The organism is Sphingomonas baiyangensis (genome assembly GCF_005144715.1).
Taxonomy (GTDB): domain Bacteria; phylum Pseudomonadota; class Alphaproteobacteria; order Sphingomonadales; family Sphingomonadaceae; genus Sphingomonas; species Sphingomonas baiyangensis.
This window is the reverse complement of sequence record NZ_SWKR01000002.1, coordinates 1,709,920-1,728,909: the sequence shown is the minus strand read 5'-3', so window position 1 is coordinate 1,728,909 and position 18,990 is coordinate 1,709,920. Positions and strand designations below refer to the sequence as shown.

Here is an 18,990-nt window from a genome sequence, read left to right as displayed (position 1 = left end):
AGTCCCACGATGCGTGGGCGGGAGCAATTAACGCCTGCTCCCGCCCCCGCCTCAATCCACCGTCAGCGCCAGCGCGCCGTCGCCTTCGTCGACCGTCACCGTCGATCCGTCGCGCACGTCGCCGCGCAGGATCAGGTCGGCGAGCGGGTCTTGCAGGTAGCGCTGCACGGCGCGCTTCAGCGGCCGCGCGCCGTATACCGGATCATAGCCCACGCGCCCCAGCCACGCGCGCGCCGCTTCGGTAAGCGCGATCGTGATCTTGCGATCGGCGAGCAGCCGGCCGACGCGCGCCACCTGGATATCGACGATCGGCGCCATGTGCTCGGCACCCAGCCGGTGGAACAGGATGATCTCGTCGAGCCGGTTGAGGAACTCGGGGCGGAAGTGCGCACGCACCACGTCCATCACCTGCGGCTCGACATCGGCCACAGCCTGACCCTCGCCCAGATTGGTCAGATACTGGCTGCCGAGGTTCGAGGTGAGAATGACGATGGTGTTCGAGAAATCGACGGTGCGGCCCTGGCCGTCGGTAAGCCGCCCGTCGTCGAGCACCTGAAGCAGCACGTTGAACACGTCGTTGTGCGCCTTCTCGACCTCGTCGAACAGCACGACCTGATAAGGGCGGCGCCGCACCGCCTCGGTCAGCACGCCGCCTTCCTCATAGCCGACATAGCCCGGCGGTGCGCCGATCAGCCTTGCCACGGCATGCTTCTCCATGAACTCGCTCATGTCGATGCGGACCATCGCATTGGCATCGTCGAACAGAAATTCGGCGAGCGCCTTGGTCAGCTCGGTCTTGCCGACGCCGGTGGGGCCGAGGAACAGGAAGCTGCCGAGCGGCCGGTTGGGGTCCTGCAACCCCGCGCGACTGCGGCGCACCGCGGTCGCCACCGCGCGCACCGCCTCGCTCTGGCCGATCACGCGCTTGCCCAGCGCTTCCTCCATCGCCAGCAGCTTGGCGCGCTCGCCTTCGAGCATCTTGTCGACGGGAATGCCCGTCCAGCGGCTGACGATGGCCGCGATGTCGTCGGCAGTCACTTCCTCGCGCAGCATCGCGCCTTCGCTTGCCCCCTGCGCCTCGGCGAGGCGCTTCTCGAGCGTGGGGATGGTGCCGTACGAAAGCTCGGCCATCTTCGCCAGGTCGCCTTCGCGCTGCGCCTGTTCGAGCGCGGTGCGCGCGGCGTCGATCTCGCCCTTCAGCGTCGCTTCGGACTGGATCTTGACCTTTTCGGTCTGCCAGCGCTCGGTCAGCGCTGCCGATTGCGCTTCCAGATCGGCCAGTTCGGCGGTCAGGCGCTCGAGGCGGTCGCGCGAGGCGGCGTCGCTTTCCTTGCGCAGCGCCTCGGCCTCGATCTTGAGCTGAATGATGCGGCGGTCAAGGCCCTCGATCTCCTCGGGCTTGCTCTCGACTTCCATGCGCAGGCGCGACGCCGCCTCGTCCATCAGGTCGATCGCCTTGTCGGGCAGGAAGCGATCGGTGATGTAGCGGTTGCTCAGCGTCGATGCCGCGACGATCGCCGCATCGGTGATGCGCACGCCGTGGTGCAGCTCGTACTTCTCCTTCAGGCCGCGCAGGATGCTGATCGTGTCCTCGACCGTCGGCTCGCCCACGAACACTGGCTGGAAGCGCCGCTGGAGCGCGGGATCCTTCTCGACATGCTTGCGATATTCGTCGAGCGTGGTGGCGCCGATGCAGTGGAGTTCGCCACGTGCCAGCGCGGGCTTGAGCAGGTTCGATGCGTCCATCGCGCCTTCGGATTTGCCCGCGCCGATCAGCGTGTGCATCTCGTCGATGAACAGCACGATCTCGCCCTCGGCGCCCTTCACCTCGTCGAGCACGCCCTTCAGCCGCTCCTCGAACTCGCCGCGATATTTGGCGCCGGCGATCAGGCTGCCCATGTCGAGCGCCATCAGCCGGCGGTCTTTCAGCGTATCGGGCACATCGCCATTGGCGATGCGCAGCGCCAGCCCCTCGGCGATCGCGGTCTTGCCGACGCCGGGTTCGCCGATCAGCACGGGGTTGTTCTTGGTGCGCCGCGCGAGAATCTGCACCGTGCGGCGGATTTCCTCGTCGCGGCCGATCACGGGATCGAGCTTGCCGTCGCGCGCCGCCTGCGTCAGGTCGCGCGCGAACTTCTTGAGCGCGTCGTAGCGATCCTCGGCGCCGGCGGTGTCGGCGGTGCGGCCGCCGCGTAGCTGGTTGATCGCGGCGTTGAGCGCCTCGGCCTTCACGCCCGCCGCGGCCAGCGCCTTGCCCGCAGCCGTGCCGCTCGCCAGCACCAGCGCGAGCAGCAGCCGCTCGACGGTGACGTAGCTGTCGCCCGCCTTCTGCGCGACCTGTTCGGCCTGATCGAGCACGCGCACCGCATCGTTGTCGAGCCCCGGGGTCTGCTGTGCGCCCGATCCGCTGACGGCGGGCAGCTTCGCAAGCGCCGCGTCGGTTTCGGCCAGCGCGCGGCGTGCGTCGCCGCCGGCTGCGCCGATCAGCCCCGATGCCATGCCCTGTTCGTCTTCCAGCAAAGCCTTCAGGAGATGCTCGGGCGCGATGCGCTGGTGGCTCATGCGGATTGCCACCGTCTGCGCGGCTTGCAGGAAGCCCTTGGTACGATCGGTGAACTTGTCGAGATTCATGGGTATGCCCCCGGTTGGTCGTCTCGCGACGATATGGTGTTGCCGATATGCAACACAAGGGCAGGGCGTCAGTAGTTGATGGCGGGATTGTCGCCGGGATGGATGATGCCCACCACGTCCATACCGGCATCGTCGACACACTCGAGCGCATGCGCGTGCTTGCGCGGCAGGAAGATAACGTCGCCCGCCGCCACCGGCGCGCAGCTTTCGTCGTTCCACAGCATCCCGTTGCCCGACAGGATGATGAGCGCTTCCTCGTACAGATGCCGGTGCATCTCGGCGCGCGAACGCGGGATATGGCCGATGAACTGCGCGGCGGTGGTCGACCCCACCGCCTTGTCGACCAGCATCTGGAACCAGCGCGGCCCCATCGCCGCGCGCTCGGCGCGATCGACCGGCACCACGCGCCGGGGAAAAGTGGCGTCGAATACTGGTTCGATCGCCGTTTCTTCGCCGAGCGCCTCGATACCGGGCAGCGCCGACACGTAGAGCGACAGCGGCGTGGCGGCATGCAGGCGGAAGCGCTCGCCAGCGCGGACGTGCACGCCGTCCTCGACGCCGATCGCGAAGCGGCGGCCGGCGATGTCGATCTCGCCCTCGCCACCTGCGACGAACAGGATCGCGTCGCCCGCGCCCGCATTGTGCACCGGCGAGGCGCCTTCGCGCAGCTCGACATAGAATTGCGACTGGTGCAGCGCGCCGAGCGACGGGGCGATGATCGGGCGTATCCAGAAGCGCTCGCCGCTCGGGCGCGTCGCGGCGGCATCCACGACGTAGCAGCTGCCGTCGAGGCGGCGCGTGCCGCCGGCATCGCGCTCCGCCCGACGCAGCGTCGCAAGCGCGGCGGAGTCGCGATCGTCGCTGCGATAGCCGCCGGGCAGATTATTGTGCGCGCCGTCGCAGAAGGGCGGCGTGCGCGTCTGCTTGCAAAGGCACAGCAGCACCTCCTCGGGCGCGTCGCCGGCCCGATAGCCGATCGGCTCGATGCCCGTGCCGGCATGCGAGCGTCCGTCGCAAAAGGGCTGGCGCTTCGATCGCCCGCACGCGCACCACAGGATCGCGCGCCGTGCGGCGAGTTCGCAGTAATGCGGTTTGAGGCCCGCGATGACCGGTGCCACCGCGTCGCACATCAGCCGCGCGCTCCATCGGCGGCGATCGACGCCTTCAGTTCGGCGAGCAGCGCATAGAGCTGGTCGGCATGTTCGGCGCTCAGCCCGGCGAACATCGCACCGACCCAGTGGTGATGCTCGGCGGCGACGGCACGGAAATGCGCGCGGCCCGCAGGCGTGATGGTGACGATCCACGATCGCCGGTCGGCGGGGTCGCGGCGCATTGCGGCATGGCCCTGCGCCTCGATCTGACGGACGAGCGCGGTCAGGTTGCCGCCCGAGACGAGCAATGCCTGCGACAGCGCACCCATCCTCATACCCTCGGGGCTGCGATCGAGCGCAGCCAGTACGTCGAAACGCGGCAGCGTCGTGTCGAACTCGTCGGCAAGCCGGCGGCGCACGCGCTTCTCGATCGTCATCGAACAGGTGAGCAGGCGCAGCCACAGGCGCACCGCCTGCGGCTCGGAGGTGGCGCCGTCATGCTTTTCGGGAAGGTCGCTCGCGGTGTCGATCACCAGCGTGGCGGCGGTTGAACTCTGCATCGCCACAGCCATAGCGGCGGTCGAAAATACTTCAATCCTTTAGCATCTTGCTGCGTCGCAACAACCGGTCGCAACTGCAACCAATTTTAAACTTAAACAATTCGCTTGCGTGCAAATGACGAAAGTTTATACCTAAAGGATGTTCGGACCGGCATCGGCCGGCCGGACGGCGAACGGAATCTCGGCAGGTGCACCGCCGCGCGTTCGTTACCGGGCCAGTGCGCGGCCGGTCGCGCCAGCCCTGATCCGCGCCGCGCCGCAGCGGTGCATGGATCGTGCGTCAGGAGGACATGGCTCACTGTTCCCATCAGGGGGGAGAATGACGATGAAGACCAATCGCTTCGCGCAGTATCGCAGCTCGCTCGCCGCCGGTGCGGCTTCCGCAATGCTGGCGGCTATGCTTGCCGCACCCGCCTATGCCCAGCAGCTGCCACCCTCGACGGCGCAGGAGGACGAGGAGGACGAGGAGGACGACGCACCACAGGAAGCGATCGTCGTCACCGGATCGCGCATCGCCAGCCCCTCGCTCACCGCACCCAACCCCATCGCCCAGGTCAGTTCGGAGGAGTTCACGCTCACCAGTTCGGCGACCGCCGAGAATCTGCTCAACACGCTGCCGCAGGTCGTGCCCGGCGAATCGGGCTTCACCAACAACGAGAGCAGCGGCGTCGCCACGGTCAATCTTCGCGGGCTTGGCGAGCAGCGCAACCTCGTGCTCGTCAACGGCCGCCGCTACATCTTCTTCGACGCGCGGCAGGTGAGCGATCTCAACACCATTCCGACGGCGCTCGTCGATCGCGTCGAGCTGGTGACGGGCGGCTCCTCGGCGGTGTACGGGTCCGACGCGGTCAGCGGCGTCGTCAACTTCATCCTGCGCGACGATTTCGACGGGCTCGAGGCCACCGCGCAATATGACATCACCGGACGCGGCGACGCCGCCAAGTTCAACCTCGATCTGATCTGGGGCGCTAACCTCGCCGACAATCGCGGCAACGTGACGCTCTATTTCAACTATTTCGATCGCCAGCCGGCCTTTGCCGACCAGCGCGACCAGTCGCAATGCTTCCTCGAGGACACGCGCGTCGGCGGCGTGCCGGCACTGGCGTGCGGCGGATCGGCGGGCATCCCCAATGGCCGCTTCGCCGGGCTGCCGCTGGGCGCGCAGCTTGCCGCGCGGCCGCAGGTGCAGGCGGCGCTCGGCGCGCTGGGCCTGACGGGCATCGACGCCAACGGCTTCAAGTTCGACGATACGGGCCGCCAAGTGAGCCGCTTCGTCGTGCCGGGCGATCGCTACAACTTCAATCCCGACAATTACCTGCAATTGCCGCAGGAACGCCGCATCCTGGGCGGCATGGCCAAGTACGAAGTGACCGATGGGATCGAAGCCTATTTCGACGGCATCTACACCAACAACATCGTCGATACGCAGTTCGCCGCCACGCCGGTGGGCGGCAGCTACCGCTTCCAGGTCAACAGCCCCTTCCTGACGCCGGGCGTGCAGGACCTGCTGCGCGCACTTGACCAGACCGAAACCAATGTCGCGACGCGCAACGACGGCTTCACCAATCTCAGCATCGGCCGCCGCATAGAAGAGGGCGGGGTGCGCAGTACACGCTACCAGCGCAACGCCTATCGGCTGGTCGGCGGTGTGCGCGGCGATATCGGCTCGGCGAGCGAAACGGCGCTGACCGACCTCAAGTTCGACGCCTATTATTCGTTCGCCAAGACGAGCAACTCGCAGACCTCCGAAGGCGTGATCCTGCAATCGGCGTTCACGCAGGGTGTGACCACGGTGTTCCGCAATCCGGGCACCGGCGCCACCAGCCCGTTCCCCTTCGCCAGCGTCGCCAATGGCGGCGAGCTGGTGTGTGAGAACCAGTCGAACGGCTGCGTGCCGCTCAACATCTTCGGCCCCAACATTTCGGCAGCGGGCATCGACTTCATCACCGGGCGCACCACGAGCAGCCAGGAAGCCGAGATGCAGGTCGTCTCCGGCGTGGTGACGGGCAATCTGTTCCGCCTGCCCGCCGGCCCCGTGGGCTTCGCGCTGGGCGCCGAATGGCGCGATGTCGAGGCGTTCTTCATCCCCTCGCAGGGCGGCGTCGGCGATGTCGGCGTCATCTCGGGCGGCGGCTACAATGTGAAGGAGATCTTCGGCGAAGTCCGCGTGCCGCTGTTCCGCGGCTTCGAACTGAACGGCGCCTTCCGCTATTCGGACTATTCGCTCGACAATGTCGGGGGCGTGTGGACCTATGGCGGCGGCGCGACGTGGCAGATCGTGCCCGCACTGATGATCCGCGGCCAGTATCAGCGCGCGGTGCGTGCCCCCAGCGTCGACGAGCTGTTCCGCGCGCAATCGGCGATCTCGGAAGCCGCGACCGATCCGTGCGCGCTCGCCTCGGCGGCGGCAAACGCGGTGATCCGCGACCTGTGCATCGCGACCGGCGTGCCCGACGCGGCGGTGGGCAATACCGGCATCCAGCCCAATTTCCAGCTGCGCGGCATCGTCGGCGGCAATCCCGACCTTCAGGAGGAAACGACCGACACCTATACGCTGGGCGCGGTGTTCCAGCCCGCCCGGCGCCTCAGCCTGACGCTCGATTACTATAATATCGACATCAAGGACGCGATCTTCCGCGCCCCGCTCGATAGCATTCTCAACCTCTGCTACTCGATCTTCCAGAACGCCAGCGACCCCACCTGCCAGGCGATCGATCGCCTGCCCGATGGCACCATCGGCGTGCCCGGCGGCATCAATGCGCCGTTCGACAATATCGGCGCGATCCGCACCGACGGCATCGATGCGGGCATCAGCTATGTGATGGACCTGGGTGGCGATACGCGGCTGGCGCTGGCGGGATCGCTGAGCTGGCTCAACCGCTTCGATCGCAATCCCGTGGCGGCGATCCCCGATCTCACCAACGAATGCGCCGGCGCCTATGGCCTGACCTGCGGCGAGCCGCTGCCCGAATGGAAGGGCACCGCGCGCGCGACGCTCGATATCGATCGGTTCACGATCAGCCTGCGCTACCGCTACATCGGCGAAGTGACCGACGACCGCGTGACGCGCGGGGTGCTGAGTGCGGCCGACCTGTTCCAGCCGGTCATTCCGCCCGAACATTATTTCGATCTGACGGGCAGCATCGACCTCGAACCGCTGACGCTGTTCGGCGGCGTCATCAACCTGACCGACAACGAGCAGACGCTGATCGGCAGCTCGCAGGAGCAGCTCAACACCTTCCCCAGCACCTATGATCCGCTGGGCATCCGCTTCTTCATGGGGGCGACGATGAAGTTCTGAGTGGCTTTGGCGATCCGCTTTGCGGATCGAGTCGGTGCCGGCCCGCTCCCCCACCCGACCGCCCATACAGTATATCCTGGTGGGTGGCCGGGTGGGGTAGCGGGCCGGCACCGCACCACTAACAATCTTCCCTATTGCGGCACGATGTCGAAGGCGATGGTGGTGCGCGTGGCGCCGGCATCGTCGAACGGGATCGTGCCGTGGTAGAGGTACGAGGGAAAGAGCACGAGCTTGCCCACTGCCGGGCGGACGAGCAGCGGCTCGGGCTCGATACCGGGCGGCAGCAGCCCCGAATGGCCGAGCCGCAGCCAGCCCCTATCGCCGGTCCTCGCCGCGACCGAGGGCGGCAGCGCGACATAATAGACCGAGCTGATCCATCCTTCCGAATGCACATGGTCGAGATGGAAGCCCTGCGCCGCCAGCCGCACCGACCAGGAGCCGGCGAAGCCGAAGCCGCTAGCCTTGCGGCGCAGCAGCGGATGATCGGGATCGTCGGGCAGGTCGGCGATGTAGCGGGCGACCGCGGCCTCGATCAGCCGGCGTATCTCGGCGATCTCGGGCGCGGGATCGGCGAACAGGTCGCCCATCGTCTGCGTGCCGCCGCGTAGCGTCTGTTCGAGCGGATGCTGCTCGGCGCGGTGCAGCCGGGCGAGCACCGTTTCGAGGCGGGCGTTGAACGCCGCCACGCCGCCCCATGCCGGCGCGGGCTCGAGCGCAAAGTCGCACACCTGCGCGCGGCCGTCGAACAGGTCGGCGCGACGATCGCCGGTCAGGCGCCAGCCAAGCATCGCATAGCCGATCGCTTGGCTGTCGTCGGGGCAGGCGGCCAGTACCGGTTCGAGGCTTGCCAGCGCGCCCTTACCGTCGCCGGCAGCGATGCGTGCGCGCGCCGCATCGAGGCGGGCAGGGTGGATGGCGGCGGCATCGAGCTGCGCCAGCCCTTCGGCGGTGCGTCCCTCGGCGCACAACGCCTGGCCGAGCCGGTGGCGCACCTCGCTGTCGGAGATTCCCCGCGCCACCGCGTCGCCAAGCAGCGCGATCGTATCCGCCGTGCGCCCGCCGAGATTGAGGCGCTGGCCGAGATCGGCGAGCAACCCTGCATCATTGGGGTCGCGCGCCAGCGCCGCGCCATAGCTTGCGAGATATTCGCTTGTGCGCCCGTGGTCCCACAGCAGCCGATTGAGCGAATCATGCGCCGCGCGGTGGGTGGGGTGCGCGCGAATGGCGGCACGATAGGCAGCGGCTGCGTCGTCGACCGCGCCCAGATCCTGGCGGCAATTGCCAAGCAGATAGTGGCTGTCCGCCGCCGCGCCATCGAGTGCGATGCAGCGTTCGAGCAGCGCGGCGGCGCGCGTCGGATCGCCTGACATGCGCAGCGCCGCGGCCAGATTGTGCAGCGTCGCGACATGATCGGGCCGGATCGCGAGCGAGCGCGCGAAGGCGGCGATGGCCTCGTCGAGCCGATCAACCGCGCGCAGAGCACGCCCCAGGCCGGCCCAAGCGCGCGCATCCTGCGGCAGTGCGGCGGTCGCGGCTTCTAGCTCGATGAGTGCCGTTGCCGGATCGTCATCGGCAAGCAGCGCCAGTCCCAGATTGACGCGCGCGTCGCCGTGATCGGGCGCTAGCGCGAGTGCGGCGCGATATTCGGCGATGGCGGCACCGTGCTGACCATCGGCGAGCAGCACGTTCGCCAGATTGCCGCGCACATGCGGCTGCGCCGGCGCCAGTGCGAGCGACCGGCGGTAGAAGGCGATCGCTGCCGGCGCATCGCCCCGCTGACGTGCGGCGAGGCCGCGCAGGTGCAGCGTATCGGCATCGTCGGGCATTGCGGCGAGGACAGCCTCGGCGGCATCGGCGCGGCCCGCCCGCAACAGTTCCAGCGCGCGTTGGTGCATGGCGACGAGACTAGGCGCGCCGTGGTTTGCGCGCCATCGCAAAACGCCCTACCCGAAGCGCATGAACCAGCCAACGCTCGGCATCGGCGCCACCAACCCCATTGCCGTCTGGTGGCGCGACCAGGTGGTCGCCAGCGTCGATCACGTCCGCGTCGTCGATCGCGTGCGCGCCGAGACGCCGTGGAGCGGGCGCTACGCCTTCATGACGCTCATGTCGGCGGGCATCGCGGTGCTGGGCCTGCTCCTGTCGTCGCCGGCGGTGGTGATCGGCGCGATGCTCATCTCGCCGCTGATGGGGCCGATCATCGGCTTGGGCTTCGGTCTTGCGACATTCGACTGGCCCGAGATCCGCGCGGCGTCGCTCGCGCTGGCGCTTGGCGTGCTGCTCGCCGTCGGCTTCACCGGCGCGATCGTGCTGTTGTCGCCGATCCAGAACGTGACGACCGAGATCGCCGCGCGCACGCGCCCCAATCTGTTCGACCTGATGGTCGCATTGTTCTCGGCGCTGGCGGGCGCCTATGCGATGGTGCGTGGCCGCGAGGGCACCGTGGTGGGCGTCGCCATCGCCACCGCGCTGATGCCGCCGCTCGCGGTTGTGGGCTTCGGCCTCGCGACCGCCAACTGGACAGTCTTCGGCGGATCGCTGCTGTTGTTCTTCACCAACCTCATGACGATCGCCGTCGCCGCCGCCGTCGTCGCGCGGCTCTATGGTTTCGGATCGCACCTGTCGCCGCAGCATACGCTCTATCAGACGATCGTCGTGATCGGCGTGCTCGTGGCGCTCGCCGCGCCGCTGGCGGTGGCGCTGCGCCAGATCGCGTGGGAATCGATCTTCTCGCGCCAGGCGCGCGAGGTGATGGCCGCCGAATTCGGCGACGAAGCACGCGTCAGCCAGCTTGAGATCGACTATGAGCGCGATCCCATCCGCGTTACCGCGACGGTGCTGACGCCCAGCTTCCATCCCGATGCCGAGACGGTCACCAGCCAGATCCTGCGCGAGCGCACCGATCGGGCTGTCGATGTCGCGATCGAACAGTATCGCGTCGAGGCCGGATCGCAGGCCGAGGCCGCGCAGATCGCCAACGCCCAGGCCGGCCCCAACGCCGCCGATCGCGCCGCTACCCGTCTGGCCGAGCAATTGGCGCTCGTGGCGGGAGTACCGCGCAGCGCGATCGCAATCGATCGCGACGAACGCCGCGCCGTTGTGCGTGCGCAACCGCTTCCGGGTGCGGGCCTCGCTGCCTATCGCGTCCTCGAACAGCGCGTGAGCGCGCAGATAGCGGGATGGCGGGTGGAACTCATTCCGCCTGCTGCGCCGCTGCCGACGATCGCGTTCGAGGGTGACGCGCCGACGCCCGCGGGTCGCGAGGCATTGTCGTTGGCCGCATGGGCGGCACAGCGGACGGGCACGCCAGTGGTCGCCACCGGCGCGTCGGCTGCCGCCGAGGCGGTCGTCGCCGCATTGTCCGATGCCGGTGTGCCCGCGCGTGTCGAGGCGGGCGGAAACGCCGGTGGCGTGGCGCTCAACTGGTCCGCACCACTCGCGGTCGCGCCCGAGGGCTGACGTCAGCCGGCGGGGCTAGCCTTGTCGGCGCGCGCCATGAACTGGTTGCGCGACTGGCAGGCCGCGGTAATGACCGGGAACGAAAGATCGGCGTTGCGCTCGAGCGCCGGCAGCATCGCTGCCTGGCACTGTGCCGCGCTTTCGTAGCGGACAGGCTCCACGCGCGCTTCCTGGCATGCCACGGCCGAATCGCCGCAGCCCATGATCGCGATGACGTAGAAAAGCGGTTCCATTCGATTTCTCCCGGTCAAGGGTTAAATCGACGAACCGTGAGTCAGGTTCCGGATTTGCGACGAAACGTTCGCGTTGCATCGATCGCCCGCGTCCCCCATCTGCTGAGCACATGCCGCCCACCGACTTCACCAGCAACAGTATCGAACGGCCGGTCTGGCCGACAATGCGGCGTTTCCTGCCCTATCTGTGGCCTGCCGATGCCCCGGCGTTGAAGGCGCGGATCGTGGCGGCAATGGGCTTCGTGCTCGCCTCCAAGCTGGTGCAGGTCTACGGCGCACCTTTCGCATTGCAGGGCGCGGTCGATCGCATGGCCTCGGGCGACCGTTCGCTCGCCACGCTCGTGCTGCTGCTCGTCATCGGCTATGCGGCAGCGCGGCTGGGCACGGTGGTGTTCGACAATCTGCGCAACGCGGTGTTCGAGCGTGTCGGGCAGGAAGCGACGCGGCGGCTGGCGGCCACGGTGTTCCGCCATCTCCACCAATTGTCGCTGCGTTTTCATCTGGAGCGGCGAACTGGCGCCGTCACCAAGGTAGTCGAGCGCGGCACCAAGAGCATCGATACGATGCTCTACTTCCTGCTGTTCAACATCGCGCCGACGATCCTCGAGCTCGCGCTGGTGCTGCACATCTTCGGCACGCGCTTCGGCATGTGGCTGGTGGCGGGCACGCTGGCGATGGTGGTCGTCTATATCTGGTTTACGCGCGTCGTCACCGACTGGCGGCAGAAGCTGCGCGAGGCGATGAACGATCTCGATACCGGCGCGGTCGCGCACGCGGTCGATTCGCTGCTCAACTTCGAGACGGTGAAATATTTCAACGCCGAGGCGCGCGAGGCGCAGCGCTACGACCGCGCGATCCATGCCTATGCCAATGCCGCGACCAAGAGCGAGAACAGTCTTGCCTGGCTCAACATCGGGCAGGCGGCAATCACCAACGCGATGCTGGGCGGCGGCATGGCGCTGGTGGCGTGGGGCTGGTCGACGGGCGAGTTCACGCCGGGCGACGTGGTGCTCGTCTCGACGCTATTGAGCCAGCTGTTCCGCCCGCTCGACATGCTCGGCTGGGTCTATCGCACGATCCGCCAGGGCGTGCTCGACATGGGCGCGATGTTCGATCTGGTCGATACGCCCGCCGAAGTGACCGACGCGCCCGGCGCCGCGCCGCTGGTGGTGCGAAGCGGCGCGGTGCGGTTCGAGAATGTGCGCTTCGGCTATGATCCCGAACGCCCGATCCTGAAGGGCATCGACCTCGATATCCCCGCCGGCGCGACCGTGGCGGTGGTGGGACCATCGGGCGCGGGCAAGTCGACGCTCGCGCGGCTGCTGTTCCGCTTCTACGACGTATCGGGCGGCCGCATCCTCATCGACGGGCAGGATATCGCGCAGGTGCAGCAGGCAAGCCTGCGCGCTGCGATCGGCATCGTGCCGCAGGACACCGTGCTGTTCAACGAGACGATCGGCTACAACATCGCCTATGGCCGCGAAGGCGCGACCGCCGAGGCGATCGGCGAGGCGGCGAAGGGCGCGGCGATCGCCGACTTCATCGAATCAATGCCGGACGGTTACGAGACGCGTGTCGGCGAGCGCGGCCTCAAGCTCTCGGGCGGCGAGAAGCAGCGCGTGGCGATCGCGCGCACGCTGCTCAAGGATCCGCCGATCCTCATCCTCGACGAGGCGACCTCGGCGCTCGACAGCCGTACCGAAGCCGAAATCCAGGCGACGATCGAACGGATCGAGCGTGGCCGTACCTCGATCGTCATCGCGCATCGGCTGTCGACGGTGGTCAACGCCGATCGCATCGTCGTGCTCGACGCCGGGCGCATCGCCGAGCAGGGCAGCCATGCCGAACTGTTGCGCCGCGATGGCCTCTATGCCGAAATGTGGAACCGCCAGGCCGCCGAGCGCGAGGATGCGCTGGCAGCCGCCGAATGAGGGGATAGCGAGCATGACCGACCAATCCGACCGCACCGAGACCCGCCGCTGGCCGCTGGGCGCGATGGCGCTCGCGGGCGCCACGGGCGCGGGGCTGGCGCTGTGGAGCGGCTGGGCGGCGCGCGCCGCCGAACGCGCGGTGCCCGCGGCGGGCGCGTTCGTCGATATCGACGGCCATCGCATCCACTATGTCGAAAAGGGCGCGGGCGCGCCGATCCTGATGGTGCACGGCCTGCTCGGCAACCTGCACCATTTCGCGCACTCGCTGATCGAGCGGCTGGCGAAGGACCACCGCGTCATCGCGATCGACCGGCCGGGGTCGGGCTGGTCGGAGAGTGCGCCCGGCATGCATCCCGGCATCGTCGAGCAGGGCAGGCTCGTCGCGAAGTTCGCCGATCGGCTGGCGATCGAGCGGCCGTTGCTCGTCGGCCATTCGCTGGGCGGCGCGGTGGCGCTGGCGGCGGCGCTCGATCATCCGGGCCGCTTTGCGGGGCTAGCGCTGCTCGCGCCGCTGACGCAGCCGGTCGAGACGCCGCCTGCGGTATTCGCAGCGCTCGCGGTGCCGCCACCCGTCAGCGCCGCGCTTTCGTGGACGCTGGCGGTGCCGATGGGAATGCTCGGCCGCGACCGTGCGCTGGGCGAAGTGTTCGGTCCCGATCCGGTGCCGGCCGATTTCGGCGTGCGCGGCGGCGGGCTGCTGTCGATGCGTCCCGTCGCCTATCGTGCGGGCTCGGCAGACCTGCGCGACGCGCGCGGCGCGATGACGGCGCTGGCGCCGCGCTATCGCGACCTCGCGCTGCCCGTGGGCATCCTCTATGGGCGGCAGGACCGGCTGCTCGATGCCGAACTGCACGGCCGCGCCACCGCCGCGACGATCCCCGGCGCCGATCTTCGCATGCTAGATGCCGGCCACATGCTGCCGATCACGCGCGCGGCGGAGAGCGAGGCGATGATCCGCGCGGTGGAAAAGCGTGCGCAAGCGGGCTGAGCGTTTGCGAAACCACCGCACTTCGCCCATCTAGGCGGCCGATCAATCGACGGGGAACTACGTGGCCGATCCTTATCAGACGCTGGGCGTCGCGCGCGGTGCCGGCGAGGACGAGATCAAGAAGGCGTATCGCAAGCTCGCCAAGGAGCTGCACCCCGATCGCAACAAGGACAATCCGAAGGCCGCCGAGCGCTTCAGCCAGGTGACGCAGGCCTACGACCTGCTCAACGACAAGAACAAGCGCGCACGCTACGACCGCGGCGAGATCGACGGCGACGGCAATCCGCGCGCGCCGTTCGGCTATGGCGCGGGGCCGGGCGCGGGTGCCGGGGGCGGCGGCGGGCCAGGTGGCTTCCGTCCCGACTTCGGCGATCAGGGCGATATCGGCGACATCTTCGAAGGGCTGTTCGGCGCGCGTGGCGGCGGCGGTGGCTTTGCCGGCGGCTTCGGTCGTCGCCAGCCGCCGCCCAAGGGCGCGAACATCGCTTATCGCCTGGCGGTCAGCCTGCCCGATGCAGCGACGCTCAGTCCCCAGCGCATCACGCTTGGCGACGGCAAGACGATCGACCTCAAGCTGCCCGCCGGTGTCGAGCACGGCACGCAGATGCGGCTGGCGGGCAAGGGCCAGCCCGGCCCCGGCGGCGCGGGCGATGCGATCGTGACGATCGAGATTCAGCCGCACCGTTTCTACACGCGCGACGGTGACGATATCCGCCTCGACCTGCCGATCACGCTGGTCGAGGCGGTCGAGGGTGGCGAGGTGCGCGTACCCACGCCCGACGGGCCGGTGAAGCTGAAGGTGCCCGCCGGTTCGACCTCGGGCAAGACGCTGCGCGTGCGCGGGCGCGGCTTCCACCGCAAGGATGGCGGACGCGGCGACGAACTGGTGACACTGATCGTCGACGTGCCCGCGAACGATCCCGCGCTTGCCGCCTTCGTCGAGAGCTGGGCCGCGGGCCGCGAGGCCAATCCGCGCGCGCGTCTCGGCGTATAGCGCAACGGCGTGGACGAACCCGATGCAGTGCCGCCGGCGGATCACACGCCCGAGGCGCGCGCGCGCAGCCCCATGCGGCGGCGCCTGGCGCAGCTCGGCATCGGCGATCGCGCGCTCGAGGTGCTCAAGCGCGTGGCGATCGGCACCTATAATGACGGCTTCACGCATGCTGGAAACCTCGCCTATCTCTCGCTGCTGACGCTGTTCCCGTTCTTCATCGTCGCGGCCTCGATCGCGCGGCTGTTCGGCCGCACCGGCGACGGATTGCAGGCGCTCAACGCCTTTTTGCAGACGGTGCCGCCCGACGTTGCCGAACTGCTCCAGAAGCCGATCACCGATGTGCTTGCGGCGCGCTCGGGCTCGCTGCTCTGGTTCGGCGTGATCGTCGGCCTGTGGACCACGGCGAGCTTTATCGAGACGGTGCGGCTGATCCTGCGCCAGGCGTACGGCGTCACCATGTCGCGGCCGTTTTGGGAATATCGGCTGGGCTCGATCGGGCTCATCATCGCCTCGGTCATCCTGGTGATGGTGGCGTTCAGCTTCTCGGTCGTGCTGGCGGGCGTCGAGGCGTTCATCGTGCGCCTGCTGCCCTTTGCCGGCGATGTCGCGCAGATCGTCTCGCTGACGCGCATTGCGCCGGCGCTGGCGCTGTTCGGCGCGCTCTACATGCTGTTCTATTCGCTCACGCCGGCGCGGTGGCGCTGGTCGAAATGCCCCAAATGGCCCGGCCCCGCTTTGGTGACGATCTGGTGGATGGGCACGACCGCGCTGCTGCCCGTGGCGCTCGGGTCACTCGGCAACTATGATCTCACCTATGGCAGCCTTGCCGGCGTGATGATCGCGCTCATCTTCTTCTTCATCATTGGCCTGGGGGTGGTGATCGGGGCCGAGTTGAACGCGGCACTGGCGGAAGTTCCTGAAAACGGGCTAGAGGCGCCCCACGACCAGACGGAGGACAAGGCGTCGTGACGGGATTGATGCAGGGCAAGCGCGGGCTCATCATGGGGCTCGCCAATGATCGGTCGCTTGCCTGGGGCATAGCGCAGAAGCTCGCCGAACACGGCGCCGAACTGGCGTTCAGCTATCAGGGCGAGGCGCTGGGACGCCGCGTCAAGCCGCTGGCCGAGCAGCTGGGGCAGGACTTCCTGTTCGAATGCGACGTGAGCGACATGGCGTCGCTCGATGCCGCCTTCGCGACGCTCAGGGAGCGGTGGGAGACGATCGATTTCGTTGTCCACGCGATTGGCTTTTCGGACAAGAACGAGCTGCGCGGCAAATATTACGACACCAGCCTCGACAATTTCCTGATGACGATGAACATCAGCGTCTATTCGTTCACCGCCGTGGCACAGCGCGCGCGCGCGATGATGCCCGATGGCGGGGCGCTCCTGACACTCACCTATTACGGCTCCGAAAAGGTCGTGCCGCACTACAATGTGATGGGCGTGGCGAAGTCGGCGCTCGATACATCGGTGAAGTATCTGGCGATGGACATGGGGCCGGAGAATATCCGCGTGAACGCCATTTCGGCCGGGCCGATCAAGACGCTGGCGGCATCGGGGATCGGCGACTTCCGCTACATCCTCAAGTGGAACGAGCTCAATTCGCCGCTGCGGCGAAACGTGACGATCGACGATGTCGGCGGCGCGGGCCTATATTTGCTGAGCGATCTGGCGAGCGGCGTGACGGGCGAGATCCACCATGTCGATGCCGGCTACAACGTCATCGGCATGAAGGCCGAGGACGCGCCCGACATCGCGCTGGCCTGAATGGAAATCCGGCCCGCCCAGCCGGACGACGTGCCCGGCATCGATGCGCTGCTGCGCGCGAGCTTCCCCGCTGCCGACGAGGCGATGCTGGTGCAACGGCTGTGCATCGATGGCGACATGGTGCTGACGATGGTCGCGCATGACGAAGCCGAGAGCGGTGTCGTCGGCATGGCGGCGTTCAGCCGCATGGACGTGGCGGTGAACGGTCGCGCGGTCGCCGCCGTGGCGCTGGCGCCGGTCGCCACGCTGCCCGGCTGGCGACGGCAGGGAATCGCCGAGATGCTGATCGCGGCGGGGCACGATATGCTCGAGCGCGCGGGCTATGTGCTGGCATTCGTGCTGGGCGATCGCGGCTATTACCGGCGCTTCGGCTATGACGCCGACTGGGCCAAGGGGTTCGACAGTCCTTATGCCGGCGAGCATCTGATGGTGCTGCCGCTGCAATCGGCAGGTATGCCATGCGGCGTACGCGGCCATGCGGCCCATGCGCGGGCGTTCGCGGCGCTGGCGGGAGCGGGGGAGGGCGCATGAGCTGGAACAGCTTCGGCCGGGTGTTCCGCTTCACCACCTGGGGCGAGAGCCACGGCCCCGCGATCGGTGCCGTCGTTGACGGGTGCCCGCCGGGAATAGCGCTTGCCGAGGCCGACATCCAGCCCTGGCTCGACCGGCGGCGCCCCGGCACTTCGCGCTTCACCACGCAGCGCCGCGAGCCCGATGCGGTGCGCATCCTCTCGGGCGTTTTCGAAGGGCGGACCACGGGCACGCCGATCAGCCTGATGATCGAGAATGTCGACCAGCGATCGAAGGATTATTCCGAAGTCGCCGTGGCCTATCGCCCCGGCCATGCCGATTATGCTTATGACGCCAAATATGGCTTTCGCGACTATCGCGGCGGCGGGCGTTCGTCGGCGCGCGAGACGGCCAGTCGCGTGGCGGCAGGCGCGGTGGCGCGGCTGGTCATCCCCGAAGTGACGATCACTGCCTGGGTCGAGGCGATTGGCGGCGACACGATCGACCATGCCGCGTTCGATGCCGGCGAGATCGACCGCAATCCGTTCTTCTGCCCCGACGCCGCCGCCGCGCAGCGCTGGGAGAGGCTGGTCGACGATGCGCGCAAGGCGGGCTCGTCGCTCGGCGCGGTGGTAGCGTGCGAGGCGACAGGCGTGCCCGCAGGGTGGGGGGCGCCGCTTTACGCCAAGCTCGATAGCGAGCTGGCGGCGGCGGTGATGTCGATCAACGCGGTCAAGGGCGTCGAGATCGGCGACGGTTTCGCCGCCGCGGCGCTGAGCGGCGAGGCCAATGCCGATCCGATGCGCCCCGGCACTGACGGGCCGAGCTTTCTGGCCAATCACGCCGGCGGCATCGCGGGCGGTATCGCCACGGGCCAGTCCGTTCGCCTGCGTTGCGCCTTCAAGCCGACAAGTTCGATCCTGACGCCCGTCGAAACGATCACGCGCGAAGGCGAGGCTGCCGAGATCACTACCAAGGGCCGTCACGATCCCTGTGTGGGGATTCGCGGCGTGCCGGTGGTCGAGGCGATGGTTGCGCTCGTGCTGGCCGACCAGAAACTGCTCCACCGCGCGCAATGTGGCGGCAATGCGGCACAGTTGAACACGTAGCCGTTCGAATCGCGCGACGAACCGATTTGCCGTTTGCGGCCGAATACCCAACTAGACGTTCACCGGACACAATGTCGCAACTACCGGAGAACGCCAAAATGCGTACCAAGATCATTGCAGGACTTATCGCCATCGCCGGCTCGACTATCGCGATTGCGCAGGAAGTTCCGCCCGCACAGGACACGACCACGCCGACGCAGCAGACGCCGGTCAACCAGGCGATGGACAATCAGCAGGTGCCGGCCGAGACGACGCCCGACAGCATGCAGGATTCGACTGCACCGACGCCCGATGACACGACGACCGACACGACCAATACCGAGACGTCGCCCGAACCCGAGCCGACACCGACCCCCGACGCCTGATATCATCAGGCTCGCAAAAGCGGGTCCGACCGAAACGTCGGGCCCCTTT

The 18,990-nt window shown here is 67.9% G+C and carries 15 protein-coding genes; 10 read left to right on the top strand and 5 right to left on the bottom strand.

Features of this window, described 5'->3' with window-relative positions; translation table 11 throughout:
• Nucleotides 1–51: 51 nt before the first annotated feature.
• The 3 genes from clpB to FBR43_RS11610 form a co-directional block, all read right to left on the bottom strand.
• Nucleotides 52–2,631: an ATP-dependent chaperone ClpB gene (gene clpB, locus FBR43_RS11620; RefSeq protein ID WP_136943274.1), complete on the bottom strand. Its 2,580-nt coding sequence runs from the start codon at nt 2,629–2,631 to the stop codon at nt 52–54.
• 68 nt (nt 2,632–2,699) lie between these two features.
• Nucleotides 2,700–3,761, bottom strand: a complete 1,062-nt coding sequence (locus tag FBR43_RS11615; protein WP_136943273.1) for a cupin domain-containing protein — start codon at nt 3,759–3,761, stop codon at nt 2,700–2,702.
• Nucleotides 3,761–4,282: a MarR family winged helix-turn-helix transcriptional regulator gene (locus FBR43_RS11610; RefSeq protein WP_136943272.1), complete on the bottom strand. Its 522-nt coding sequence runs from the start codon at nt 4,280–4,282 to the stop codon at nt 3,761–3,763. Before FBR43_RS11610 ends, FBR43_RS11615 begins: the two co-directional genes overlap by 1 nt.
• 325 nt (nt 4,283–4,607) lie before the next feature.
• Between FBR43_RS11610 and FBR43_RS11605 the strand changes: the two genes are divergently transcribed.
• Nucleotides 4,608–7,583, top strand: coding sequence for a TonB-dependent receptor domain-containing protein (locus FBR43_RS11605; protein WP_169542586.1), 2,976 nt, complete (start codon nt 4,608–4,610; stop codon nt 7,581–7,583).
• 131 nt (nt 7,584–7,714) lie between these two features.
• Here the strand turns inward: FBR43_RS11605 and FBR43_RS11600 are convergent, their stop codons facing one another.
• The gene (locus FBR43_RS11600; protein ID WP_136943270.1) at nt 7,715–9,478 is read right to left on the bottom strand and encodes a tetratricopeptide repeat protein; all 1,764 of its coding nucleotides are present in this window, start codon (nt 9,476–9,478) and stop codon (nt 7,715–7,717) included.
• 61 nt (nt 9,479–9,539) lie between these two features.
• Here FBR43_RS11600 and FBR43_RS11595 point away from each other — a divergent pair, with 61 nt between their 5' ends.
• On the top strand, nt 9,540–11,042 hold the full coding sequence (locus tag FBR43_RS11595) for a DUF389 domain-containing protein (RefSeq protein WP_136943269.1): 1,503 nt from the start codon (nt 9,540–9,542) through the stop codon (nt 11,040–11,042).
• A 2-nt stretch (nt 11,043–11,044) separates the two neighbouring features.
• Here the strand turns inward: FBR43_RS11595 and FBR43_RS11590 are convergent, their stop codons facing one another.
• A complete protein-coding gene (locus FBR43_RS11590; protein WP_136943268.1) occupies nt 11,045–11,275 on the bottom strand; it encodes a hypothetical protein in 231 nt (76 codons plus the stop codon).
• Nucleotides 11,276–11,385: 110 nt separating this feature from the next.
• On the opposite strand from FBR43_RS11590, the gene FBR43_RS11585 reads away from it, so the two are divergent.
• The 8 genes from FBR43_RS11585 (at nt 11,386) to FBR43_RS11550 (ending at nt 18,941) form a co-directional block, all read left to right on the top strand.
• On the top strand, nt 11,386–13,206 hold the full coding sequence (locus FBR43_RS11585; RefSeq protein WP_136943267.1) for an ABCB family ABC transporter ATP-binding protein/permease: 1,821 nt from the start codon (nt 11,386–11,388) through the stop codon (nt 13,204–13,206).
• A 13-nt stretch (nt 13,207–13,219) separates the two neighbouring features.
• Entirely contained in the window at nt 13,220–14,194 is a 975-nt protein-coding gene (locus tag FBR43_RS11580; protein WP_136943266.1) for an alpha/beta fold hydrolase, read from the top strand.
• A gap of 61 nt (nt 14,195–14,255) precedes the next feature.
• Nucleotides 14,256–15,188, top strand: coding sequence for a DnaJ C-terminal domain-containing protein (locus FBR43_RS11575; RefSeq protein WP_136943265.1), 933 nt, complete (start codon nt 14,256–14,258; stop codon nt 15,186–15,188).
• A gap of 9 nt (nt 15,189–15,197) precedes the next feature.
• Nucleotides 15,198–16,157: a YihY/virulence factor BrkB family protein gene (locus FBR43_RS11570; RefSeq protein WP_249276560.1), complete on the top strand. Its 960-nt coding sequence runs from the start codon at nt 15,198–15,200 to the stop codon at nt 16,155–16,157.
• On the top strand, nt 16,154–16,957 hold the full coding sequence (fabI, locus tag FBR43_RS11565) for an enoyl-ACP reductase FabI (protein WP_136943264.1): 804 nt from the start codon (nt 16,154–16,156) through the stop codon (nt 16,955–16,957). Before FBR43_RS11570 ends, fabI begins: the two co-directional genes overlap by 4 nt.
• The gene (locus FBR43_RS11560) at nt 16,958–17,488 is read left to right on the top strand and encodes a GNAT family N-acetyltransferase (RefSeq protein WP_136943263.1); all 531 of its coding nucleotides are present in this window, start codon (nt 16,958–16,960) and stop codon (nt 17,486–17,488) included.
• Nucleotides 17,485–18,576: a chorismate synthase gene (gene aroC / locus FBR43_RS11555; protein ID WP_136943262.1), complete on the top strand. Its 1,092-nt coding sequence runs from the start codon at nt 17,485–17,487 to the stop codon at nt 18,574–18,576. The genes FBR43_RS11560 and aroC overlap by 4 nt, the downstream gene beginning before the upstream one ends.
• Nucleotides 18,577–18,674: 98 nt before the next feature.
• Nucleotides 18,675–18,941, top strand: coding sequence for a hypothetical protein (locus FBR43_RS11550; RefSeq protein WP_136943261.1), 267 nt, complete (start codon nt 18,675–18,677; stop codon nt 18,939–18,941).
• The last annotated feature ends 49 nt before the right edge of the window (nt 18,942–18,990 follow it).